Annotated in this window: 21 protein-coding genes, 1 tRNA gene and 1 other annotated feature; of the genes, 20 read left to right on the top strand and 2 right to left on the bottom strand. The window is 45.3% G+C overall.

Going from position 1 to position 23,107, the window contains the following annotated elements:
* The first annotated feature begins 3 nt into the window (after positions 1–3).
* The 17 genes from A4V09_RS12780 to A4V09_RS12705 all read left to right on the top strand — a co-directional run bounded on the left by A4V09_RS12780 (position 4) and on the right by A4V09_RS12705 (position 18,224).
* On the top strand, positions 4–492 hold the full coding sequence (locus tag A4V09_RS12780) for a hypothetical protein (protein WP_157123501.1): 489 nt from the start codon (positions 4–6) through the stop codon (positions 490–492).
* A complete protein-coding gene (locus tag A4V09_RS12775; RefSeq protein WP_065542696.1) occupies positions 485–1,753 on the top strand; it encodes a sensor domain-containing diguanylate cyclase in 1,269 nt (422 codons plus the stop codon). Before A4V09_RS12780 ends, A4V09_RS12775 begins: the two co-directional genes overlap by 8 nt.
* Before the next feature lie 50 nt (positions 1,754–1,803).
* Positions 1,804–2,016 (top strand) — a binding site (T-box leader).
* Between the two features lie 57 nt (positions 2,017–2,073).
* On the top strand, positions 2,074–2,745 hold the full coding sequence (epsC, locus tag A4V09_RS12770) for a serine O-acetyltransferase EpsC (protein WP_065542695.1): 672 nt from the start codon (positions 2,074–2,076) through the stop codon (positions 2,743–2,745).
* 4 nt (positions 2,746–2,749) lie between these two features.
* On the top strand, positions 2,750–4,156 hold the full coding sequence (gene cysS / locus A4V09_RS12765) for a cysteine--tRNA ligase (protein ID WP_065542694.1): 1,407 nt from the start codon (positions 2,750–2,752) through the stop codon (positions 4,154–4,156).
* The gene (locus A4V09_RS12760) at positions 4,141–4,590 is read left to right on the top strand and encodes a Mini-ribonuclease 3 (RefSeq protein WP_065542693.1); all 450 of its coding nucleotides are present in this window, start codon (positions 4,141–4,143) and stop codon (positions 4,588–4,590) included. The genes cysS and A4V09_RS12760 overlap by 16 nt, the downstream gene beginning before the upstream one ends.
* On the top strand, positions 4,565–5,314 hold the full coding sequence (gene rlmB, locus A4V09_RS12755; RefSeq protein ID WP_065542692.1) for a 23S rRNA (guanosine(2251)-2'-O)-methyltransferase RlmB: 750 nt from the start codon (positions 4,565–4,567) through the stop codon (positions 5,312–5,314). The genes A4V09_RS12760 and rlmB overlap by 26 nt, the downstream gene beginning before the upstream one ends.
* Before the next feature lie 3 nt (positions 5,315–5,317).
* On the top strand, positions 5,318–5,902 hold the full coding sequence (locus tag A4V09_RS12750) for a sigma-70 family RNA polymerase sigma factor (protein ID WP_065542691.1): 585 nt from the start codon (positions 5,318–5,320) through the stop codon (positions 5,900–5,902).
* A gap of 246 nt (positions 5,903–6,148) precedes the next feature.
* Positions 6,149–7,870 (top strand): cache domain-containing sensor histidine kinase, encoded by a 1,722-nt coding sequence (locus tag A4V09_RS12745; RefSeq protein WP_162291113.1) that lies wholly within the window; start codon positions 6,149–6,151, stop codon positions 7,868–7,870.
* A complete protein-coding gene (locus A4V09_RS12740; RefSeq protein WP_065542689.1) occupies positions 7,863–9,293 on the top strand; it encodes a response regulator transcription factor in 1,431 nt (476 codons plus the stop codon). Before A4V09_RS12745 ends, A4V09_RS12740 begins: the two co-directional genes overlap by 8 nt.
* Positions 9,294–9,523: 230 nt before the next feature.
* Positions 9,524–11,137 (top strand): extracellular solute-binding protein, encoded by a 1,614-nt coding sequence (locus A4V09_RS12735; RefSeq protein ID WP_065542688.1) that lies wholly within the window; start codon positions 9,524–9,526, stop codon positions 11,135–11,137.
* A 114-nt stretch (positions 11,138–11,251) separates the two neighbouring features.
* Positions 11,252–12,175 carry an ABC transporter permease gene (locus A4V09_RS12730; protein ID WP_065542687.1) on the top strand — a complete coding sequence of 308 codons (924 nt, stop codon included), beginning with the start codon at positions 11,252–11,254 and terminating at the stop codon, positions 12,173–12,175.
* Between the two features lie 17 nt (positions 12,176–12,192).
* Complete coding sequence (locus A4V09_RS12725) at positions 12,193–13,110, top strand: carbohydrate ABC transporter permease (RefSeq protein ID WP_065542686.1); 918 nt, start codon at positions 12,193–12,195, stop codon at positions 13,108–13,110.
* 21 nt (positions 13,111–13,131) lie between these two features.
* Positions 13,132–15,126 (top strand): glycoside hydrolase family 31 protein, encoded by a 1,995-nt coding sequence (locus A4V09_RS12720; RefSeq protein WP_065542685.1) that lies wholly within the window; start codon positions 13,132–13,134, stop codon positions 15,124–15,126.
* A 364-nt stretch (positions 15,127–15,490) separates the two neighbouring features.
* A complete protein-coding gene (locus A4V09_RS12715; protein WP_065542684.1) occupies positions 15,491–16,804 on the top strand; it encodes a hemolysin family protein in 1,314 nt (437 codons plus the stop codon).
* A gap of 48 nt (positions 16,805–16,852) precedes the next feature.
* On the top strand, positions 16,853–17,827 hold the full coding sequence (locus tag A4V09_RS12710; RefSeq protein WP_065542683.1) for a D-2-hydroxyacid dehydrogenase: 975 nt from the start codon (positions 16,853–16,855) through the stop codon (positions 17,825–17,827).
* Between the two features lie 104 nt (positions 17,828–17,931).
* Positions 17,932–18,084 (top strand): hypothetical protein, encoded by a 153-nt coding sequence (locus tag A4V09_RS25385; protein ID WP_242963827.1) that lies wholly within the window; start codon positions 17,932–17,934, stop codon positions 18,082–18,084.
* A 67-nt stretch (positions 18,085–18,151) separates the two neighbouring features.
* A tRNA-Thr gene (locus A4V09_RS12705) sits at positions 18,152–18,224 on the top strand.
* 135 nt (positions 18,225–18,359) lie between these two features.
* Here the strand turns inward: A4V09_RS12705 and A4V09_RS12700 are convergent.
* Both A4V09_RS12700 and A4V09_RS12695 read right to left on the bottom strand, forming a co-directional pair.
* A complete protein-coding gene (locus tag A4V09_RS12700) occupies positions 18,360–19,061 on the bottom strand; it encodes a FadR/GntR family transcriptional regulator (RefSeq protein WP_065542682.1) in 702 nt (233 codons plus the stop codon).
* 128 nt (positions 19,062–19,189) lie between these two features.
* Positions 19,190–19,918 carry a FadR/GntR family transcriptional regulator gene (locus A4V09_RS12695; RefSeq protein ID WP_065542681.1) on the bottom strand — a complete coding sequence of 243 codons (729 nt, stop codon included), beginning with the start codon at positions 19,916–19,918 and terminating at the stop codon, positions 19,190–19,192.
* Positions 19,919–20,190: 272 nt separating this feature from the next.
* On the opposite strand from A4V09_RS12695, the gene A4V09_RS12690 reads away from it, so the two are divergent.
* From A4V09_RS12690 to A4V09_RS12680, 3 genes are read left to right on the top strand one after another with little or no spacing between them, the layout of a single operon-like run.
* Positions 20,191–21,270 (top strand): TRAP transporter substrate-binding protein, encoded by a 1,080-nt coding sequence (locus tag A4V09_RS12690; protein WP_065542680.1) that lies wholly within the window; start codon positions 20,191–20,193, stop codon positions 21,268–21,270.
* Between the two features lie 19 nt (positions 21,271–21,289).
* Positions 21,290–21,802: a TRAP transporter small permease gene (locus tag A4V09_RS12685; RefSeq protein WP_065542679.1), complete on the top strand. Its 513-nt coding sequence runs from the start codon at positions 21,290–21,292 to the stop codon at positions 21,800–21,802.
* On the top strand, positions 21,799–23,082 hold the full coding sequence (locus A4V09_RS12680) for a TRAP transporter large permease (protein WP_065542678.1): 1,284 nt from the start codon (positions 21,799–21,801) through the stop codon (positions 23,080–23,082). The genes A4V09_RS12685 and A4V09_RS12680 overlap by 4 nt, the downstream gene beginning before the upstream one ends.
* The last annotated feature ends 25 nt before the right edge of the window (positions 23,083–23,107 follow it).

The following is a 23,107-nucleotide window of genomic DNA, read 5'->3' as shown; positions in this document are numbered from 1 at the left end:
GCTATGAAGGAACATCCGGAAAGAACAGGGAAGCTGCTGGGCGTGCTGGGGACCTGCTGTCTCATATTTATTATTCTGGTCTCCGCCATTTTTGCAGTGCAGCAGAACAAACTCAATGAAGAGTATGACACTCTGATCGGGAATAACCTCTCTGCCTACACAAAAAACCAGAAGAGGCAGCTCAATGGAAAAATATCAGACATTCTGAGTACCATGGGCGCCGTGGCGGCTGTGATGGATACCAACGGGCTGTCGGCCAAGGAAGACTGGTTTGGGCCGTTTCTCAACCGTATTGGGGATAAGAATAAAGGGTATCATCCTTCTTCAAAACGGTTCCACCGTCTCAGACCATTTTCGTGTGGACGAGGAGGGAAATTATTATTTTGCGGTGGGTATTCCCGTATCCAAGGGGGGAAGAGTTACCGGGATCCTGCAGACGGAAATTCCGGCTACGATCCTCACATCTGTGACACAGGAAAGCAGGATGTATAAAGAGGTCAGCACCTTTATAACGGCCAGGGACGGGGAGATCGTCTACTCAAAAGTTCCTGATTTTGCCACGGACAGCAGTCTGTTCGGGATCCTGAAGGAGAGAGGGATATCAAAGGAAGATGAGAACAAAGTCAGGGATATGCTGGAAAAGAGCAGAAATACGGAAATTACGGATAAGATCTCCCTGGACCAAATAGGCTATTATGTATCTGTGGAAAAAATGGATTATAATGGCTGGTATATTGCCAACTTCGTCAGTGAGGACAATGTGCTGGTCAGTTCCCATACAGTTTACCGGAATGTGCTTCTCACGGGAATGCTCCTCATTTTTCTCACAATAGCTGTTGTCAGTGTAGTCTTTGTGGTTTTGAGAAAGCAGCAGAGAGCGCGGGTGATGGAACAGAAACGCTTCGCAGCGCTTTCCCAGTTTTCCGATACGGTACTGTTTGAGTATTTCTGCGGGCAGGATGTACTGGAATTTACCAACAACGCAAGGGACATGCTGGGCCTTGATAGCCTGCGCTTTGAAAAGTTTTCCCATAAGCTTGACAATGGAAGGGTACACCCTGATGACAGGGAAATCGTGTACAGAATGTTAAAGGAAATGCCCCATTCTCTGGATACCCGCAGCATACAGCTCAGGGTAAAGGGAAAGGAGGGCCGGTATAACTGGTATTCCTGTCACTTGAAGGCCATATTTGACAAAAAAGCAAGCGCCAGCGTGGTGGTTGGCAAACTGCAGGATATTACAGAGGTCAAACACAGGGAGCAGAGATTGATGGAGATCAGTGAAAGAGACGTGCTCACCAACACCTACAACAAATCCGCAGTGGGGAAAATATCACAGAGATTAAAAGAGAATACCGCAGGCGTCCTTTTTATGATAGATCTGGATGATTTTAAAAGCATCAACGACAAATGGGGGCACGAGGTGGGGGACATTGTCCTGAAAAAAGTCGGTGAGGTTTTAAACAAAACCTTTCGTTCGGACGATCTGGTGGTGCGTATGGGCGGGGATGAATTCGCAGTGTTCCTGCAGGGAAATGTGGATTTTGAAATGGCAGAAAAGAAAGCGGCCCTGGTCCTGGAGGCCATAAGGGATATTCAGATCCAAGGCGCCGGGAGTCTGGTATCTGCCAGTATCGGCATTGCCATAAGCCCCAGGGACGGCCGCACCTTCTCCCAGCTTTACCGGGCCGCGGACACGGCCATGTACCGGGTAAAAAAGTCGGATAAAGACGGTTTTTGCATCAGCAGGTGAAAAATCCATTGACAAACAGTGCATTTATGCATAAACTATAAAAAGATATGGAAAAAGCTGTGAACGGAAAGAGTAACTCCGGGAATTTTTACAGAGAAGGACAGTCACCGGCTGAGAGCTGTCCAAAAAGGAAAGGGTGAAAGTGCGTCCGGGAGCTGACCAGCCTTTTGCAGGAAGGTCCGTAAGCCCGCGTTAAGGGTGTGAGCGGGGGACAATTGTCCTCAAATAGAGTGGAACCGCGGAGTGATATCTTCGTCTCTATATGGCTTTAACAGCCATATAGAGACGTTTTTTGTTATAATATTGAAAGGAAATAAACCATGGGATTTGTCAAGCATATAAAAGAAGAATTTCAGGTTATCCAGGAAAGGGACCCGGCGATCAAAACGCCGCTGGAAGTCCTTCTGTATCCCAGTTTTCGAGTCATGATCCAGTATCGAAAGGCTCATAAGCTCTATGAAAAAGGCCATTATTTCCTTGCCAGATGGATTTCCCAGAGGGCAGCCAGAAAAACAGGTATTGAAATCCATCCCGGGGCAAAAATAGGAAAGGGACTGTTTATTGACCACGGAACCGGTGTTATCATCGGTGAGACCACAGTCATTGGGAATAATGTCACCCTCTATCAGGGTGTGACACTGGGCGGTACGGGCAAAGAGACCGGCAAGCGCCATCCCACCCTGAAGGACAATGTGATGGTAAGTGCCGGAGCGAAAATACTCGGCTCCTTTACCATAGGGGAAAATTCCAAGATCGGTGCCGGAAGCGTGGTGCTGGAGGAAATACCGCCAAACTGTACCGTAGTGGGCGTGCCGGGCCGTATTGTGAAGCGGGAAAACCAGAAGGTACCCAGAAGTGATATGGACCAGGTGCATCTGCCTGACCCGGTACTGGAGGACATCAGAAAACTGCAGAGTGAGAATGAACACCTGAAGTCCAAGCTGCAAAAGCTGGAATACGCGCTTCAGGAAGTAATAGAAGAAAAGGAGTAAAGACATGAAGATTTATAATACCCTGACAAAGAGAAAAGAAGATTTCGTTCCCCTGGAGGAAGGAAAAGTGAAAATGTACGTGTGCGGCCCCACCGTGTACAATTTTATCCACATTGGAAACGCAAGGCCCATGATCGTATTTGATACCGTGAGAAGATATATGGAGTACAAAGGATATGATGTAAATTATGTGTCCAATTTCACGGATGTGGATGACAAGATCATTGCAAAAGCCATTGAGGAGGGCGTTCCCGCGGAAGAGATTTCCCAGCGCTATATCAAAGAATGTAAAAAGGATATGGCGGACATGAATGTAAAGCCTGCCACCACCCATCCCCTGGCAACCCAGGAGATCGACGGTATGATAGATATGATCCAGACCCTTATTGACAAAGGGTTTGCCTATGCGGTAAACGGTACGGTATACTTCCGAGTGAAGAATTTCAGTGAGTACGGAAAGCTGTCGCACAAGAATCTGGATGATCTGCAGTCAGGATTCCGCTCCATCCAGGTGTCAGGGGAAGATCAGAAGGAAGACCCCTTAGACTTTGTACTTTGGAAGCCGAAAAAAGAAGGGGAGCCTTACTGGGTATCCCCCTGGAGTGAGGGAAGGCCGGGCTGGCATATTGAGTGCTCTGTCATGTCAAAAAAATATCTGGGTGAGGAGATTGATATCCATGCAGGCGGTGAGGACTTGGTATTCCCTCACCACGAGAATGAGATCGCCCAGTCTGAGTGCTGCAATGGCAGGATTTTTGCAAAATACTGGATGCACAATGCATTTCTGAATATTGACAACAGAAAGATGTCAAAATCTCTGGGCAATTTCTTTACAGTACGTGAGATTGGCGGGAAATACCACCTGCAGGTGCTCCGCTTCTTTATGCTGAACGCCCATTACAGAAGCCCTCTCAATTTCAGTGCGGAGCTGATGGAGGCTTCCAAGAACGCACTGGACCGTATTGTGACATGTGTGGACCAGTTAAAACATCTGCTTGAAAATGCCCAAGATGGGGAGGTTTCAGAGGCAGAGAGGGCACTGCTTCCGGAAATCGAAGGTTTTGTGAAAAAATACGAGGAGTCCATGGAGGATGATTTCAACACAGCGGATGCCATTGCAGCTGTTTTTGAGCTTGTGAAATTCACCAACACCCAGGCGGGAAGCGGCAGCACAAAGGCATTTGTAAAACTGCTCTTTGATAAGATCACAGGTTTGTGTGATGTACTGGGACTGCTCGTAAATAAAAAAGAAGAAGTTCTGGACTCTGATGTGGAGCGCCTCATCGAAGAACGCCAGGCAGCCAGAAAGGCAAAGGATTTTGCACGTGCGGATGAGATCCGTGACCAGCTTGCCTCCATGGGCATCATTCTGAAAGATACAAGAGAAGGTGTACAATGGAAGAGAGCTTAAAAATGCTGAAAGACATGTTTGGCCTGGAGGATACGGATATCAGAACGTATTCTCCTCTGACCCTGGCTTATATCGGGGATGCCATCTATGAGCTGGTCATCCGCACCATTTTGGTGGAAAAGGGTAACACGCAGGTAAATAAGCTGCATAACCGGGCAAGCAGGCTTGTGAAGGCGTCTGCACAGTCCGCCATGATAGAGAAGCTGAAACCTCATCTCACAGAGGAGGAGACAGCGGTATTCAAGCGGGGCAGAAACGCAAAATCTTATACCATGGCCAAGAATGCCAGCATGTCAGATTACAGAAGGGCAACCGGTTTTGAGGCGCTGATGGGATATCTGTATCTTACGGAGCAGTGGGAACGGATGCTGGGGCTGATAAAAACAGGTATGGAAGAAGGAGAAACAGATGGAAGAGAAATTCCAGGAGAGTAAAGTGGAAGGCCGCAACGCGGTGCTGGAGGCATTTCGTTCCGGCCGGGTAGTGGACAAGCTGTTCGTGCTGGAGCGATGCGAGGACGGCCCTGTCCGCACCATTCTGAGAGAGGCGAAAAAACATGATACCATGGTACGGTTCGTGAAAAAGGAGCGCCTGGACCAGATGTCAGAGACAGGAAAACATCAGGGAGTCATTGCCATGACGGCAGCCTATGATTACGCTGAGGTGGAAGATATTCTGAATAAGGCAAGAGAGAAAGGGGAACCGCCTTTTGTGGTGATCCTCGACAACATTGAAGACCCTCACAACCTGGGGGCCATCATCCGTACTGCCAACCTGGCAGGTGCCCACGGGGTTGTCATACCAAAAAACAGGGCGGTAGGGCTTACGGCCACTGTGGCCCGTACCTCGGCAGGCGCCCTGAATTACACGCCGGTGGCAAGAGTGACCAATATTGCCAGGACCATTGAGGAGCTGAAGAAGGAAGGCCTGTGGTTCGTCTGTGCGGATATGGGCGGCACCGGCATGTACCAGCTTGATCTAAAAGGCCCTATTGGTCTTGTGATCGGAAACGAAGGGGAAGGCGTATCCAGGATGGTAAAGGAAAAATGCGATTTTGTGGCCTCCATCCCCATGAAAGGGGATATTGACTCCCTGAATGCTTCTGTGGCTGCAGGAGTATTGGCTTATGAAATTGTGAGACAGCGGCTTTTAGGATAAAATATGGATAATTACGAACGATTTACGGACGAAGAATTGATTGAACGGCTGAGAAGCGGCGAGCAGGAGCTGGAAGATTATCTCATGGAAAAATACAAGGGGATGGTCCTGAAAAAAGCCCATGCCATGTTCATTGTGGGCGGCGAGAGGGAGGATTTGATCCAGGAGGGAATGATCGGCCTGTTTAGGGCGCTGAGAGATTACCAGCCGGGGAAAAGCGCCACATTTGCAACCTTTGCCAACCTGTGTGTGGAACGGCAGCTCTATAAGGCCATTGAAATGTCGGGAAGGCTTAAAAATAAACCCCTGAATTCTTACATTTCCCTCAGCGAGGAGGAAAACCCTATCTTGGACAGCCTGGTCTTTGAGCAGCAGGATCCGGAGGCCATTGTCATTGACAGGGAGAATGTAAATGTCATACAGGAGAAGATCAGACAGCATTTAAGCCCCTTTGAAACCCAGGTGCTGGATTCTTATCTCAAGGGCATGACGTATACCCAGATTGCGGAGGCCATGGAGAAAAGCCCAAAATCCATTGACAATGCCCTGCAGAGAATCAGAGGGAAGATCAGAGAATTCTTAGAATAAAAATATGGAAAAAGGTGATCATGCATGGATTTTAGCGGTAACTGTAAGGGGACGGAACAGTTACGAAATGGTGATACAGGGTAAACACATGAGAAAATAATTATGAACAAGGGGCTGTCGGGTAATAGACAGCCCCTTACCTATAAATGAACTGCCGGATCGGATGTTGTAAAAGAAAAAGAACAGAGGCAGGCGGCTGCAGTCATGTTTGCCTATTATCTTCAGGTAGAAAGGAGTAATATGCCGATGAAAAAATTGAGTATCCGGCGGCAGGTGGCTGTGCTTGCAGGGATCATAATGGTCTTGTTGCTGGTTTCCTATATGATTACCGTTCTTTCCGCAAAACAGGTTATTCGTCAGAAAACAGCAGAAGCCAACAGAAAATTGGTTGAGCAGGTAGAGAACAGCATATCTGTATTTAACAAGGATATCGGAAAAATTGCGGATTCTCTCTTTTATAGTCCCACAATACTTGATTTTCTTCAGACTGAGGATTTAGGAGAAAGAATAGGGGAGTACAGCAGAGTTAAGAATGTCTGCGCAAATACCATGTCTTTGCAGGAAGGAATCGTGGGCATAGTGCTTCTTGGCAAAAATATGGAATACTATGGTGATGTGGGAGAATACCTGAGACCAGAAAAGCTGCCTGGAAAGTTTGAGGGGCCGGTATATTCAGGAAAAGAATTATCAGTTGTCAACAAAAGGCAGTTGTATCAGATTGCGTTTCCAATCTGGGATACACAAAGCCGTCAGAAGGGAAAATATCTTGGGGTTGGTATTTTTACCATGCAATGTAAAGGTCTGAAACCTTTTCTCAGCAACTCTCTCGTGACAAAGAATGCCAGGATGGCGTTGCTGGATCAGGAGGGAAATGTTTTGGCAGGAGAAGGGGTTGAAGAGAGTGCAAAACTTGACAGCAGTCTTTTTGACAATAAAAAATACCAGATTACCAAATTAAAGATTCCTGCCACAGGCTGGACATTGCTGAATGTGGTGCCGCAAAACGAACTTCTTCCGGAGATAAATACTATCCAAAAGTACAGTGTCGTGGCATACTTGCTGACAGCCTTATTTTTGGCAGTTTTTGCAGTCAGTATCAGCAAAGGTATTCTTGAGCCTGTCTGGAAGATTACACAGTTTGCCAAGAAGTTTCCCAAGGAAAAGGACGCTGACAGATTATCTGTAGATTATGAAAATGAGATGGGAGATCTGGCAAATAGCCTGAATCAAATGCTGGATGAGATTGAGAAGCAGGAATCACATATCCGGGAATCCCAGAAACGTATGTACGAAATGCGGCTGGATAAAAAGCAGGCAGAAATTATTTCTTATCGCAATCAGATCAATCCTCATTTTTTATACAATACTCTGGAATGCATTGGAGGTATGGCATCCTATTATCAGGCTCCCCGGATAGCTGAAATTGCGGAATCTCTCTCCTATCTTTATCGGTATGCCGTAAAAGGGGAACCTTTTGTTATGGTAAAGGATGAGATTGACTACATTATGGAATATGCGAAAATCATAGACTACCGCTTTATGGGAAAGATAAAAATCTGTGTGGATGCAGAGAGAAATACACTATGCTCTGACATGATCAAAATGCTTCTTCAGCCCCTGGTAGAAAATGCAGTTTTTCATGGCCTGGAGAGAAAAGTAGGAGATGGACAGGTGGATATTAGGATTACCATGGGTGATGGAGATAGGATCCAGGTTGAGGTCAAAGATAATGGTATTGGCATATCGCCTCAGGAACTGGGGAGTTTGATGGATTCCCTTGAACATTCAGAAAAGAAATGGCCCGCGTCCCAGCCGGGCAGGGGCATTGGAATGCATAATGTCTATCACCGCCTTCATCTTTTCTATAATGAGAAGGCTGAATTTTCCATGAAAAGCAAGTTGGATATTGGAACAGTGATCACTATGAGATTTCCGGCCAGACTGGAGCAGGAGGTTAAAAATGTATAGGGTAATGCTTGTGGACGATGAACCTTGGGTGATCTATGGACTGAAGATGATGCTGTCCTGGGAAGAATATGGATTTGAAATTGCTGCAGAGGCCGTCAATGGACTTGAAGCTTTGGACATCCTGCAAAATGAAAAGCTGGATGTTGTATTTTCTGACATCCGTATGCCTGGTATGGACGGGCTGAGGCTGACAGAAGAAGTTGCTATGGGAAATCTGGAGACAAAAGTAGTCCTTATCAGCGGTTACGGAGAATTTGAATATGCTCAGAAGGCTATTAAGTACGGGGTTTTTGAATATCTGCTGAAAAAAGTCAAGGCCGAGGATTTAAAAGCAGTATTAATCCGGCTGAAGCAGGAGCTTGACGCAAAAAATGAGAAGAAGAAACAGGATGAGGGACTGGAACGCCTGAAGGAGGCCATCAGTGTAGAAGAAAGAATATCTGCAGAGTCTCTTCTGACAGAGGCTGCAGGAAGGCATTTGGGTGATACTGTTACGCTTGCCTGTATAGATATGGGAACTTCACAGGCGGCAGAACATTTTATGAAATTTTCTGCTGGCAAATTATCATTGGCATATTTAGTGGGGGAAAGCAGGATATTATTGCTGTGCGGTGATGAATTTCCCGGTAGGTATATCCGGGAGAGCAGTACAGCCGGTTACAGCAGAAGAAACAGCAGCAGTGCCTGGCTTGCACAGATGTATCAGGAGGCTGATCTGGCATTAAAAACACAGCTTTTTACAGCGGAGCCAGGGTGCTGTCAGTATAGGATAGAGGATAATAACAGATGCGTTCTTGATTTTCTGCTGGAATGTGAAAGAATACTGGGAGAAAAGCAGAAAAGCGGTATGAGTTTGATCATAGATAATCTGGACAGAATGGTACGGGGAGGCAGGCTGTATATAAATCAATTGGCTGTTATCTATAATCAGCTGATAGCAATGTCCCATAAATTCTTCAAAACTTATATGACAGATGTTGAGCTGAACTTTATGACCACAGAACAAATGATCACAGAATACCACAATTGGGCAGAATTAAAGAAAAACCTGGAATTTCAGCTGGGGATTAGGGAAGAACAGGCTGTTGATAAAGTAAGCGGTCTGATTCACTATGTACTGGAAAACATAGATGAGAAATACGATTCGGATATCTCTTTGCAGGAACTATCTGAAAAGTATAACATTAGTACAGGACATCTCAGCAGTCTTATAAAAAGAGAAACAGGGCAGACTTATACAGAACATATTATCAGGCGCAGGATTCAGAAGGCCAAGGTGCTTCTGGAAAAAGGAAATATGTCTGTTAATGAAATTGCAGAAGCCGTGGGATACAGTGATTACTTTTATTTCACAAAACTGTTTACAAAGACAGTGGGACTAAGCCCAAGCAAATATAGAAGAAATTACATAAAGAAGCAATAACTGCAGAATATATTATAAAAGATGGGTTTCAGCTGGTACAGCTGGAACCCATTTTCCTATATAAAAAATAACACCAAAATAAAAAAATGCACACATAGAAGAACCATTCACATTTTCCTATAATATACTTATAAATTCGGTGCCAAAGCCAAAAGGCAGTGCATCACAAATGATATAACGGCCTGTGAGAAAAGAAAGAAGTTACAGACAGGCAAGAAGGAGGAACTAGAATGAAGGTAAGACAGTGTGCAGCCCTGCTTCTGGCAGGAACAATGGCAGCAGGAATGCTGGCAGGATGCGGAGGCGACAACGGGGAATCCGGAAAAACAACTGCTGATGGAAAGGTGAAACTGACGGCGTTGTTCAGCAAACACTCACTGACCCAGGATGTCAATGACATGCAGTGGCTGAAAGAGTTGGAAGAAAAATGCAATGTGGAGATTGAGTGGGAACAAATATCTGCAGACTGGGATCAGAAGAAAAGTGCAATGTTCGCCAGTGGAAATATCCCTGATTTGATTTTCAAAGGAACTGCAGATTCCGATTATGTACAATATAAAGGGTTATTTGAAGATATGTCCCCACTGATAGAAGAGCATGCTCCGAATATTCAGGCCATGTTTAGTGATCATCCTGAAATCAAACAGCTTGCCACCACCACTTCTGGAGAAATCTATGGAATACCGTCCTATAAGAGTGTATGGCCTTATTCCACAGCCAGTATGTTTATTAACAAGCAATGGCTGGATAATCTGGGATTGGAAGTACCTACCAACTGGGATGAACTGGAGCAGGTTCTCTTAGCGTTTAAAAATGAAGATGCTAATGGCAATGGAGATACCACAGATGAAATTCCTATGGATTTCAATATCTTTAACTGGGAGTATAGTCCAAAAATCCTTCTGGGAAGTTTGGGGATACAGCTTACCAACAACGCAACAGACGGATATTTTGCAGAAGATGGCAGAATTAAAAGTTACTTTACAGATGACAGGTTTAAGATCTTGCTGAAATATCTACAGAAGCTGAATAATGAAGGATTGATCAGCAAGGAGGCATTTACACAGGATTATTCCAAGTATCAGTCCGTAGCCAGAGGCAGCGGAACAGAAGCGAAGGTAGGATTTACCTGGGGCTGGGAAAGCGGAGACAGGTTTGGCAACGAAATAAAAGACCAGTATATCACCATGAAACCACTGGCATATTCAGCAGATTCTGACTATGACGTGAAGTATATCAATGACAAATACTATCAGAATTATCAGCCGAATGCAGTTGCTATGAGTGCTGACTGTAAAAATAAAGAGGCAGCAATGAAATTTATTGATGCTTTCTATAACCCGGAAGAGAGTATTCAAGTGCTTTGGGGAGGAATGAACGACACAGATAAAGGAATCAAGAAAAAGGATGACGGCTCTTATGAGGTACTTCCGCCGGCTGATTCCTCTCTGGATCCCGGTTCCTGGAAATGGACGAAAACCTTTGCAGATAATGGTCCTTACTATATCAAAGACGGAATGAATATTACTCTGGGGGAAGACATGCGTACCGTCACAGAGGAAAAACAGGTTTATGAAGAATATTGGGACAAGGTGGATTCAAAGAGTAATGAGTATCCCCAGACTTTTATGAAATACAGTGAAGAGGATACCAATACTCTGGCCATGAACCAGGCAAATATTATCAATATATTTGAACAGCAGACAGCAGGATGGGTAACGGGAAAAGGGGATATTGATAAAGAATGGGGGACCTATGTGGAATCCCTGAACAGCGCAGGAATGATTCAGAATTTGGAAATCAGGCAGAAAGCTTATGATGATTATCTGAAATCACTCAAATAAGCAGAAAGGTTTTTACAGCAGTGATGCGTGCCCTGATGTGCGTATCACTGCTGAATTTCATGACAGCAGAATATTTTGCTGTCTAAAACCAGATGGACGGGAAAGGAGATATAGATGGAAAAAACAAAGAATAGTTTACAAAGGGGATGGAAAAAAAACTGGCAGCTTTGGGTTATGATTTTGCCGGCAATCCTGTTTATTGCCATTTTCTGTTATGGCCCCATGTATGGAATACAGCTTGCATTCAGGGATTTTAATTTTCAAAAAGGATTAACAGGGGGAGATTGGGCGGGACTTAAATATTTCCAGCAGTATTTTCAAAGCCCTATGTTCTGGCCTACAATCCGCAATACGTTTCTGTTGGCAGTGACCAGTATCGTCTTCGGATTTCCCATTCCGATTTTGCTGGCACTGGTCATCAATCAGATTAAAAATAACAAATGTAAAAAATTAGTACAGACAACCATTTATATGCCCTATTTCATATCTACAGTTGTGTTGGTTGCCCTGATGAATATTCTCTGTTCCCCTACAACCGGACTTATCAGCCATGCCTTGCAGGCATTGCACCTTATTGGGCCGGATGCGAATATATTGGGGGATCCGGGCAAATTTATTCCTCTCTATGTGCTGTCGGGAATCTGGCAGTCCAGCGGATGGAACAGCATCATTTACATAGCAGCTCTGTCTTCTGTAGACACGCAGTTGTATGATGCGGCAAAAATTGACGGGGCAAACCGCTGGCAGCTGGTCCGTTATGTGGAACTTCCGGCCATTGCACCTACTATTATTATTCTGCTGATAATGAATATGGGTAATATTCTAAGTGTTGGGTTCGAGAAAACATTTTTGATGCAAAACAGTTTGAATAAAGGGATTTCGGAGGTTATATCCACTTATGTGTTCAACGTGGGTATTAAATCCAGCCAGTTTAGTTTTGGCGCTGCGGTAGGACTCTTTAATACTATGGTCAATTTTGTAGTTCTTATGGTTGTGAATGGCATTGCCAGGAAAAAATCAGATATCAGTTTGATGTAAGAAAGGAGTGGATTATAATGCATACAAAACAAACCAAACGTTTAAAATGGAAAGAGAAAACGGTATCTGATAAATTATTTGAAATAACTGTGATTTTTATTGCGGTTTTGGCTTTTGCCACAGTTGCCTATCCTTTATATTTTATCATTATTGCTTCTGTCAGTGATTCAACAATGGTGAATATGGGAAAAGTACTTTTGCTGCCTAAAAAGATAAATTTTTATGGATATGAACAGATCTTCGGTGACAGCCGTATCTGGAAAGGGTATTTGAATACTATTGTCTACTCTATCGGCGGAACGGTTGTCAACATGCTGATCACACTGCCTGCGGCATATGTATTGTCAAGAACAAGTTTTAAGCCCAGGAAAGTTATTATGCCGCTTTTTGTTTTTACCATGTATTTCAGCGGGGGAATGATTCCTACCTATCTTATGGTTAAAACGCTGCATTTAATTGATACTCCCTGGGCTATGATCCTGCCTACTGCACTGAGTGTCTATAACCTGATCATTGCCAGAACATTTATGGAGACATCCATTCCGGAGGATCTCTATGAGGCGGCGCGGCTGGACGGATGCTCGCATTTCAGGTATTTTTCTACCATTGTGCTGCCTCTGTCAAAAGCAGTGATATCTGTTTTGTTTCTCTATTATATGGTGGCGCACTGGAATGACTTCTTTACTGCCCTGTTATACTTGAACAAGGATTATCTGCAGCCTCTCCAGATGGTACTGAGAAATATTCTGCTGTCCAATCAGGCGTTTCAGGGAGGCGGAGGTTCGGTGGCGGGTGCCGGAAGTTATGCCCAGCAATATGCAGACCAGATTAAATTTGGTGTGATTATTGTATCTACTATTCCAATATTGTGCATTTATCCGTTTATTCAGAAATATTTTGAAAAGGGTGTCATGATTGGCGCTGTAAAGGGTTGATTTTTCAGGAGGAGAAACAGAATGAGATATATTTACAGACAGGGAAATACACTGCAGTATCGTCAGAACGGGGAATTGCTGCAGATTGAACCGTGGGGGGAGAACTCCCTGCGGGTGCGTAGTACTATGATGGGGAATCTGGAAGACACAGACTATGCTTTATTATGCGGGAAAAGTATACAGCCGGAAATAGAGGCAGATGAATGGACGGGAAGTATTACGAATGGAAAAATTACTGCATGTCTCCAAGTATCAGATTGGTCAAAGAGGTGCCGGGTACGTTTTTACAACCAGAATGGCAGACTTCTCCTTGAAGAGGCGGAAGATGGGGGATCGTTAAATCTGGACGCCAGGGAATTCAAACCTGTACTGGGAGGGGATTATAAGCTGACAGTCCGCTTTGCGTCCAAAGAACAGGAGAAGATCTATGGCATGGGGCAGTACCAACAGGATGTACTTAATATTAAAAACTGTACATTGGAATTAGCACATAGAAATTCCCAGGCAAGTGTTCCTTTTCTTCTGTCTGATCAGGGTTATGGATTTCTCTGGCATAACCCGGCAGTGGGCCGTGTCACATTTGCAAAAAATGAGACACGCTGGACAGCGGAGTGTACCCGTCAGATGGATTACTGGATCACAGCAGGGGATTCTCCGGATGAGATGGAACAGTCTTATGCGAAGGTTACAGGAACTGTGCCTATGATGCCGGAGTACGGGCTGGGATTCTGGCAGTGTAAATTGCGGTACTGGAATCAGGAACAGCTCTTGTCTGTGGCACGTGAATATCACAGAAGACAGATACCTGTAGATGTGATGGTGTGCGATTTCTTCCACTGGCCCAAGATGGGAGACTTTCGATTTGAAGAAGAATTCTTCCCAGATCCGAAGGCCATGGTGGAAGAATTAAAATCTTATGGTATGGAGCTGATGGTTTCTGTGTGGCCTCAGGTTGCCCTGGACAGTGAGAATTATGAGGAGATGAAGGAGAAAGGGCTGCTGGTAAAAACGGACAGAGGTGTGCCCATTGCTATGCGTTTTGGAGGTGAGAGTACTTTCTTTGATGCAACGAACCCGGAAGCGAGAGATTATGTATGGGAAAAGTGCAGACAGAATTACTATGAACATGGCATACGGCTGTTTTGGCTTGATGAAGCGGAACCGGAGTATACAGTTTATGATTTTGATAACTACAGGTATCACATGGGACCAAACGTGCGTATAGGAAATATCTACCCACAGATGTTCTCCCGTACATTCTGGGAGGGACAGAGAGCAGAAGGGCAGGAAAAAACAGTAAATCTGGTACGCTGCGCCTGGGCCGGAAGTCAGAGATATGGTGCACTTGTATGGTCCGGCGATATACACAGTGACTGGGAGACACTTCGCAGACAGGTATGTGCAGGGCTTAACATGGGAATTGCAGGTATATCTTGGTGGACTACGGATATCGGTGGATTTTCAGGAGGAAGACCAGAGGATCCGGCATTCAGACAGCTTTTGATCCGATGGTTTGAATGGGGGACCTTCTGTCCGGTCATGCGCCTTCACGGCGACAGGGAATGTGAAGACAGGCATGTATACCACAAGGATGGTACAGAGGCATTATTTACCGGAGGAGACAATGAAATATGGAGCTTTGGTGAGGAGAATACTCCCATATTTGAACATTATATCAAACTGCGGGAATCTCTTCGCTCATACACCAGGAATCTTATGGAAGAGGCACATACACTGGGCAGACCTGTGATAAGAACCATGTTTTATGAATTCCCTCAGGATACGGTCTGCTGGGAACTGAAAGAACAGTATATGTATGGAGGCGCTTTGCTGGTCGCCCCCGTTCTCTATGAAGATACTTACAGCCGAAAAGTATACCTGCCAAAAGATGAAACATGGTATTCCCTTTTGGATGGTAAGGTGTATGAGGGGGGCCGGTGGGTGACAGCAGAAGCTCCTATAGATAAGATTCCGGTATTTACCAGGGATGAAAATTTGAGGTTTTTGGAGATATAAAACAAAGGGAGTAACTGATGGACTTTTACATCAAGGAGCTGTCTGGTAACAGATAGACCTGAATCGGAGAGACAGTCACTCATGTGTTTGTCCTGAACGGTTATAAAAACAGCATTGACAGGCGCTCATTTTGGTGGTATTTTAATATACAATAAGGTGAAAGGATGTGATCGCGCACATGGAGGATAGCGGCGATAGTGATAGTGCATATAGCAGATTAGCTGCCCCATGTCGTATTATGGATAAGTAAGGCGTGGTCTGTATACGGAGAAATCCGGATACAGACTGTGCCTTTTTGTGTTTTTTTAAACCCCGCTTCCATGAGGGGAAATTCCATAGTACGATTTTAGGAGGTATATGAGTTATGATAGGAGCAATACTTTTACAAGTTATTTTGATTTTTTTGAATGCTACATTTGCCAGTGCGGAGATCGCAGTGATCTCCATGAATGAGACACGGCTGCGCAAGCTGACAACAGAAGGCGATAAAAGGGCTGTGAGGCTATCCGCCCTGACAGAACAGCCCGCCAGGTTTTTGGCCACCATCCAGGTTGCCATTACGCTGGCCGGACTGCTGGGAAGTGCGTTTGCTGCGGAAAATTTTGCCGGGCCATTGGTAGGAAAGCTTATAGCCGCAGGGGTGTCCATACCGGAATCAGTGCTGAAATCCATAGCTGTATTTCTGATCACACTGATACTGGCTTATTTCAATCTGGTATTTGGTGAGCTGGTACCCAAAAGGATCGCCATGAAAAAGGCCGATTCCATGGCGCTGTCCATGTCGGGCATGCTCTATACAGTGTCCAGAGCATTTGCGCCCCTGGTATTTCTGCTGACGGTCTCCACAAACTTGATTTTGAAACTTATGGGTATCAATCCGGAGGAAGAGGAGGAGAAGGTCTCTGAGGAGGAAATCCGTATGCTTCTCATGGAAGGAAATGCCCAGGGAACCATTGATACCCAGGAAAATGAGATGATCCAGAATATTTTTGATTTTGACGATATGGATGCGGAGCAGATCTGTACCCACCGCATTGATGTGGATGCCCTGTATCTGGAGGATGATATGCAGGAATGGGAGGACACCATATGCCGCAGCCGTCATTCTTTTTATCCGGTGTGCGGTGAGAGCTGTGACGATATTGTGGGAATCCTGGATACCAGGGACTATTTCCGCATGAAGGACAGGTCACGTGAGGCTGTCATGGAGCAGGCTGTGGATAAGGCGTGGTTTGTGCCGGATGGAATGAAAGCAGATGTGCTCTTTTCCAATATGAAAAAGAACAGGACATATTTTGCTGTACTGGTTGATGAATACGGCGGTGTTTCAGGTATTGCTACGCTTCACGACCTGATGGAAGCTCTTGTGGGAGAGCTTTATGAAGCGGAGGAGCCGCTGCGGCCGAAGGAAATTGAGAAAATCGGTGAGAAAGAGTGGAAGATACAGGGCTGTGCACCGTTGGATGACGTTGCCGAAGCGTTAGGGATCCACCTTCCCATAGACACTTACGACACCTTTAACGGATTTATCTGCAGTATTATCGGAAGGGTACCAAAGAACGGCGAGCGGTTTGAGTGCGAATTTTCAGGCGTACGGGTCAAGGTGCACTCTGTGGAAAACCATAGAATCGGCAATACCACACTCCATCTGATTGACGAAAATCCTCAGCCCTGTTAAAATAGAGGGAAGTAAAGTGTTACAGCAGAAAAGACGGGAGGTAGCAACATGAAGGAAAGAACAATTCTGGTAGTAATACCTGTGAGAGAAGATCATAGAGAGCTTTTGGAGGAGGCGGCACCGGGAAACCGTTTTGTGTATTCCTCCATCAAAGAGGTGAGCAGGGAGCAGGTGCAGGAAGCAGATATCATTCTGGGGAATGTCCCGGCAGATATAATCGGGGCTTCCAAAAAACTGGAGTGGCTGCAGCTGAACTCTGCGGGAGCTGATGCCTATGCCGGAGAAGGGATTCTGGATAAGAATACAGTTGTCACAACATCCAATGGAGCCTACGGAAAAACAGTATCAGAGCATATGTTCACCATGCTGCTGGCCATGCAGAAGAAGCTGCATCTCTACCGTGACAGCCAGAACAAGCATATCTGGGACGAACACGGAACGGTGACATCCATTGCGGATTCCACAGTGCTTATCTTTGGAATGGGGGATATCGGCCGTCATTTCGCCAAGATGGCACATGCCCTGGGAGCTTATGTGATCGGTGTTAAGAAGAATCCCGGAAATTGTCCGGAGTATATTGATGAGCCGCATCTGATGAAGGACTGCAGGGAACTGCTTCCCCATGCGGATGTGGTGGTTTCTTTTCTGCCAAGTACATCAGAGACGAGAGGTCTGTTCAATAAAGAGATGTTTCATCTCATGAAACCGGATGCGTTCTTTTTGAACGGGGGGCGCGGTGATGCAGTCTGTACGGAGGAACTCTGTGATGTGCTGGATGAGGGACGTCTGGCCGGCGTGGCCCTGGATGTGACAAAGCCGGAGCCTCTTCCTGCAGACCACAGGCTTTGGGATTATCCCAATGTATTTATAACACCTCATGTATCCGGCTTTTATCATCTTCCGGAAACCCTGGATAAGGTGGTGAATATCTGCACTGAGAATCTGAAGCGGTATATGCAGGGACAGAGACTCAGGAATGTCATGGATTTCCAGGCGGGATACTGCAGCGGAAATAAAAAATAAAGCGGAGTCGGTTTTGCCATAGAATACAGAAAAAATTCCTTGTTTTGAGCATGTTAAAGTTATGATCTATCAGCATTAGACATACCATAGAGGTTGGAGAAGATATGAAAATGGTCATTAATCCCTTTCTCGTCTCTGGTATGACTATGGAAGAAGTAGCGGCGGCGGGACAGGTGAAACCTATGCCGCCGCGGCCGGTTCCTGAAGCAGTAACTGGATACGACAAAAAAATTAAAAAGTTTTCAAAAATATCTTGACATTTGACACAACTTTTGATAAAATTCTTAATTGTGATGACGAGTTACACAGCGCATCACAAGGAATGCTGCCTTGGCTCAGTTGGTAGAGCGTCGCCTTGGTAAGGCGGAGGTCGGCGGTTCAAATCCGCTAGGCAGCTCGATGGAAACCCTTGAATTTTCAAGGGTTTTTTTGTTGTTTTGAGGGAAAGTGAAAACCGTCCGGGGTATTTAAAAGATAAAGTATGACATAAGAATCCCCTCTATGAGTATAAGTTCATCATAGAGGGGATTTTTTAATCCTGAAGCTTAAACCAAACTTCCACCGTCCTGTCCACAACCTCGTCAATCCTGTCTCTGTCCCTGTTCTCGATCACTTCATAGACCGCCATATGGGTATGATACACATACTCGCCGTTCTGGTGCTTATGGGTATTGGTAATGGATGCCTGCATAAAGTCCATGACAAAAGCATATATCCTGGCAGCGATCTGGTTATGGCAGGCCAGGCCCAGGAGACGGTGAAAATCCAGGTCATTTTCTGTTATCTTGGACTGGGCAGCTCCATTGTCGATCAGTGTCTTTAGTTCTTCCAGGTTTTCCGCAAGTTTTTTGCGTTCCACGGCATTCTCTTCGTAATGCTCCAGAACCAGTTGGAGAATATCAGTTTCAAAGATTTTCCGAAACTCATAGAGATTGGAAATGTCAGGGTTGGATACAAAAAAACTGAACAGAAGGGAATCAATCAATTCGTTTCCTGGTGTTTCACACACATAGGTCCCGTTTCCTACCCGAATATCTACCAGTCCGAACGCTGAGAGGATTTTCATAGCTTCCCTTACGGAGCCGCGGCTGACGCCTAAACCCTCGGAAATTTCCAGTTCATTGGGAAGCTTATCTCCCGGTTTCAGACGCCTTTCCATCAATAGCTGTTTGATGCTGTTTACAACTATATCTACAGCGGACTCGCGCTTGCTGGCCTCAAATAAATTACTCATATTTTCTACCACTCCGATTATCATTTATTTATTCTAATACTATCAAAAAAAAGATAAAACGTCAAACAAATGAATGGAAATCGTTATTTGCTGCCAGTCTCAGATAATATTCCGCCAGGTATTTTTCTTTATTCTCCCCAGAGATTCATGGCTGAGGATGGCTGTAGGATGGACCAGGTATCCACGGAATTGGTGATAACCTCATCAATCCTGCCGGCATCCCTGGATTCGATCAAATCCACAATATCACGATGAAGTTCATAAACAATTTCGCCGCTGCGTCCTTTATGGGTTGCGGCAATGGAAGGCTCCATAAAGTCTATGATGAAATTATAAACCCGTTCAGCCAGCAGATTTTTGGAAGCCTGACCTAAAAGTCTGTGAAATTCCAGGTCATTTTCTGACAGTTTTCTGCCGGAGTCAGCGACAGCCATCAGACACTCTAACTGCTCTAAATTCTCCCGAAGCGCTTTCCGCTCTTTTCCATTGTCATCGTAATGCTCCAGAACCATGGTGAGAATATCAATTTCAAAGATATGCCGGAACTCGTACAGATCATCAATCTGTGGATTGGAGATAAAGAAACTGAACAGAAGGGAATCCATGGTGGTATTTCCCGGGGTTTCACATACATATGTGCCGTTTCCCACCCGGATATCCACCAGCCCGAAGGCAGACAGGATCTTCATAGCCTCCCTGACTGAACCGCGGCTCACGCGCAGTTCCTCCGATATCTCCAACTCGCTGGGAAGCTTATCCCCTGGTTTTAATGTTCTTTCCATTAACAGTTGTTTGATACTGTTTACAACCAGATCGACAGCAGATTCCCGCTTGCTGGCCTCAAATAAATTACTCAAATATTCACCTCCAAACGGTTAGAAATTAGTAAGAGTCTCAAATAATTTAGCAGTTGTTAATATCTTATCATGGAGAAACATCATACGTCAAATATTAGATATAAGATATCTTGCATAATATTTCCTCGGTAAATTTATATAATTTTAACAAAATACACATATAAAACAAAAAAATTAAGGAATTTTATTGACAAATCAGTCGATAAATGATATACATAAAACATCAGATGTTTAACGAACGACAAATGAAATGAGAGAAAAGGAGATTCACTATGAAAAACAAGATTTTGGCAGCTCTGCTGACCATAACATTGGCAGGAGTTATGACCGGATGCGGAAACAGCAGCGGAGGAGGGAATACTGATACCTCTGCGGCACAAGCCTCAGGCAGCACAGCAGACAGCGGGACAAAAAGCGAAGACACCATGCTTGGGGCAGACAGTGCCACAGTGAGATTAAAGGTGGGAACCACCACAGCACCGGAAGGCCATTATGTAAAAGGCCTGCAGGAAATGCAGAAATTGCTGGAGGAATACAGCAGCGGGGAGATGACGCTTGATATTTATCCAAACTCTCAGTTGGGAAACGAAAGAGATATGATGGAAAATGTGGGAATGGGCGTACAGGAGATGTGTCTCATATCCACAGGCCCCATACCGAATTTTGTCTCTGATTTTGCGGTTCTGGACCTTCCTTACCTGTTTGAGGATGAGGAACATGCATATGAGGTGCTGGACGGTGAAGTGGGAACTTCCCTTCTGCAGCAATTGGACAGCCAGGGGATCAAAGGAGTTGGTTTCTGGGAAAACGGGTTCCGTGAGGTGACCAATGACAAAAAAGAAATAAAGACACCGGATGATCTAAAAGGCATGAAAATCCGTACCATGGAAAACAGCGTACATATGGAAACATACCAGTCATTAGGCGCAACAGCAACTCCAATGGCCTGGAGCGAAATATTCACAGCCCTTCAGCAGGGAACCGTGGATGGACAGGAAAATCCAATTGCCATCATTGAGTCGGCAAAAGTATATGAGGTACAGAAATACGTTTCCATGATTGACATTTTTTATTCCCCCTGTGTGCTGATGATTGCCCAGAGCACTTATGATGGATTTACGGACGAGCAGAAAGAGGCCTTCGACAAAGCAGCGGAGGAAGCGAAGGATTATCAGAGGGATTACAGCAGCAACTATAATAAAGAAGCAATAGAAAATATGAAAGATGCAGGCGTTACGGTTACAGAAGTGGATAAAGAGGTGTGGAAAGATGCAGCGAATGCTGTATACGACCGGTTAGACAGCCTGAAGCTGAACAAGGAACTGGTAGAAAAGATACAGTCATCTAATTAATATAGAAGGAGTGGACATTTTGGAAAAGCTGTTTAACGGACTTAAAAAGGCGGAAGAAGTGCTTCTGGTTGTGTTAATGATCCTCATGTGCGCAGTTATCTTTGTTGCCACGGTTGCGCGTTTCACTGGTTTGTTTGTGATTCCATGGGCAGAAGAACTTGCAAGATACTGTATGATCTGGGTGATCTTTCTGGGGATTGGCGTTGCGGCGTGCAATGGAGAGCATTTCTGCGTGGAAGCTTTGGAGCTGTTTTGCTCTAAAACGGTGCTGAAGGTGATATACATACTGGATTCGGTACTGGTAGTTGCATTTAGTTTCTTTGCCTCCTATTACGGGGTGACCATTTTGCAGAAGCAGACGGCAAGCGGGCAGGTTACGCCGAGTCTGCGCTGGCCTATGTGGATCATGTATCTGTCCATTCCTCTGGGACTGATTCTGATGGCCCTCTGTTATGCGTGGAATACATTTGTGAAGGTTACACAAAAAGAGAAAACAGAAGAGATTGGGCAAAAGGAGGAAAAGAAAGAATGATCATAGGAATGTTGTTCGGAGTTTTGTTTGTCATGCTGTTTCTGGGTATTCCCATTGCCATCTGTCTGGGTATTGCGGTATGTGTGGCGATTGTCGCCAGCGGGAATTTCAATCTGCTTCCAGCGGTTGCACAGAGAATGTTTACCCAGGCGGATAATTTTACCCTGATGGCGGTTCCGTTCTTTATACTAGCGGGTAATATTATGGAAAAAGGCGGAATTTCCAAACGGCTCATAGATTTTATTGAGATTTTAATGCGAAGGATTCCGGGCCGCCTGTCTTGTATCACAGTGGCCGCCTCCGCGTTCTTTGGAGCTATCTCCGGTTCCAATCCTGCAACCGTAGCCGCCATCGGCGGTATCACGGTTCCACGGATGAAGGAGAAAGGATATCCGGATGACGTGGCGGCAGCCGTGGCGGCCTCCGGCGGAACCCTGGGAGTTGTCATTCCGCCCAGTATTCCCATGGTAACTTACGCGGTGACGGCCTCTGTATCTGTGGGGACCATGTTCATGGCAGGTGTCATTCCGGGGCTTCTGCTTGCGGCAGTGCTGATCGCCACCAATATTGTCATCTGCAAAAAATACGATGCTGCGGAGAACAGCAAAGTTTCACTCAGAGCTTTTGCCCACTCTTTTAAAGAGGCACTTCTAGCGATTTTTATGCCGGTCATCATTCTGGGCGGCATTTATGGCGGCTTGTTCACACCAACGGAATCTGCGGCGGTGGCCTGTGTCTATGCATTTATCATAAGCGTATTTGTATATAAAGAGCTGACCATAAAAGACATTTATGAAATTTTCCGTAAGTCAACCGTGAGTTCAGCCGTTGTATTATTTGTAGTCAGCATGTCAGCGCCCTTTGCATGGTTTATGACCAACCAGAATATTCCAACTTTCATTGCATCCAGCGTACTGGGACTGTTCACCAATAAGGTGGCATTACTGCTGATGATCAATGTGATCCTGCTGTTCCTGGGATGTTTCCTGGAAACACAGTCCATCATTCTGCTGGTGACTCCTATTTTGCTGCCGATTGCAGCGTCACTGGGATTATCACCAATTGCATTAGGTATCATCATTATTATCAATACCTCCATCGGTATGATAACACCGCCGATGGCAGTGAATCTTTTTGTCGCTTCGGGTATTGCCGATACCAGTATAGGTAAGATCAGCAAACGGATCATGCCGTACCTGTGTATAGAAGTGGCAGCCCTGCTGGTCATGACTTTTATTCCGGCAATCATCACCTGGCTTCCCGGCATTATGGGAGTTTGATCGTAACTTATAAATATATAAAATT

The sequence above is a fragment of the Blautia pseudococcoides genome (assembly GCF_001689125.2).
In the GTDB taxonomy this organism is placed as follows: Bacteria; Bacillota; Clostridia; order Lachnospirales; family Lachnospiraceae; genus Blautia; species Blautia pseudococcoides.
This window is presented reverse-complemented; position numbering and strand designations above follow the sequence as displayed.

Coding starts and splice junctions, on each gene's coding strand:
- A4V09_RS12780 (WP_157123501.1), top strand. CDS start 4: ATGAAGGAACATCCGGAAAGAACAGGGAAGCTGCTGGGCGTGCTGGGG.
- A4V09_RS12775 (WP_065542696.1), top strand. CDS start 485: ATGTATAAAGAGGTCAGCACCTTTATAACGGCCAGGGACGGGGAGATC.
- epsC (WP_065542695.1), top strand. CDS start 2,074: ATGGGATTTGTCAAGCATATAAAAGAAGAATTTCAGGTTATCCAGGAA.
- cysS (WP_065542694.1), top strand. CDS start 2,750: ATGAAGATTTATAATACCCTGACAAAGAGAAAAGAAGATTTCGTTCCC.
- A4V09_RS12760 (WP_065542693.1), top strand. CDS start 4,141: ATGGAAGAGAGCTTAAAAATGCTGAAAGACATGTTTGGCCTGGAGGAT.
- rlmB (WP_065542692.1), top strand. CDS start 4,565: ATGGAAGAGAAATTCCAGGAGAGTAAAGTGGAAGGCCGCAACGCGGTG.
- A4V09_RS12750 (WP_065542691.1), top strand. CDS start 5,318: ATGGATAATTACGAACGATTTACGGACGAAGAATTGATTGAACGGCTG.
- A4V09_RS12745 (WP_162291113.1), top strand. CDS start 6,149: ATGAAAAAATTGAGTATCCGGCGGCAGGTGGCTGTGCTTGCAGGGATC.
- A4V09_RS12740 (WP_065542689.1), top strand. CDS start 7,863: ATGTATAGGGTAATGCTTGTGGACGATGAACCTTGGGTGATCTATGGA.
- A4V09_RS12735 (WP_065542688.1), top strand. CDS start 9,524: ATGAAGGTAAGACAGTGTGCAGCCCTGCTTCTGGCAGGAACAATGGCA.
- A4V09_RS12730 (WP_065542687.1), top strand. CDS start 11,252: ATGGAAAAAACAAAGAATAGTTTACAAAGGGGATGGAAAAAAAACTGG.
- A4V09_RS12725 (WP_065542686.1), top strand. CDS start 12,193: ATGCATACAAAACAAACCAAACGTTTAAAATGGAAAGAGAAAACGGTA.
- A4V09_RS12720 (WP_065542685.1), top strand. CDS start 13,132: ATGAGATATATTTACAGACAGGGAAATACACTGCAGTATCGTCAGAAC.
- A4V09_RS12715 (WP_065542684.1), top strand. CDS start 15,491: ATGATAGGAGCAATACTTTTACAAGTTATTTTGATTTTTTTGAATGCT.
- A4V09_RS12710 (WP_065542683.1), top strand. CDS start 16,853: ATGAAGGAAAGAACAATTCTGGTAGTAATACCTGTGAGAGAAGATCAT.
- A4V09_RS25385 (WP_242963827.1), top strand. CDS start 17,932: ATGAAAATGGTCATTAATCCCTTTCTCGTCTCTGGTATGACTATGGAA.
- A4V09_RS12700 (WP_065542682.1), bottom strand. CDS start 19,061: ATGAGTAATTTATTTGAGGCCAGCAAGCGCGAGTCCGCTGTAGATATA.
- A4V09_RS12690 (WP_065542680.1), top strand. CDS start 20,191: ATGAAAAACAAGATTTTGGCAGCTCTGCTGACCATAACATTGGCAGGA.
- A4V09_RS12680 (WP_065542678.1), top strand. CDS start 21,799: ATGATCATAGGAATGTTGTTCGGAGTTTTGTTTGTCATGCTGTTTCTG.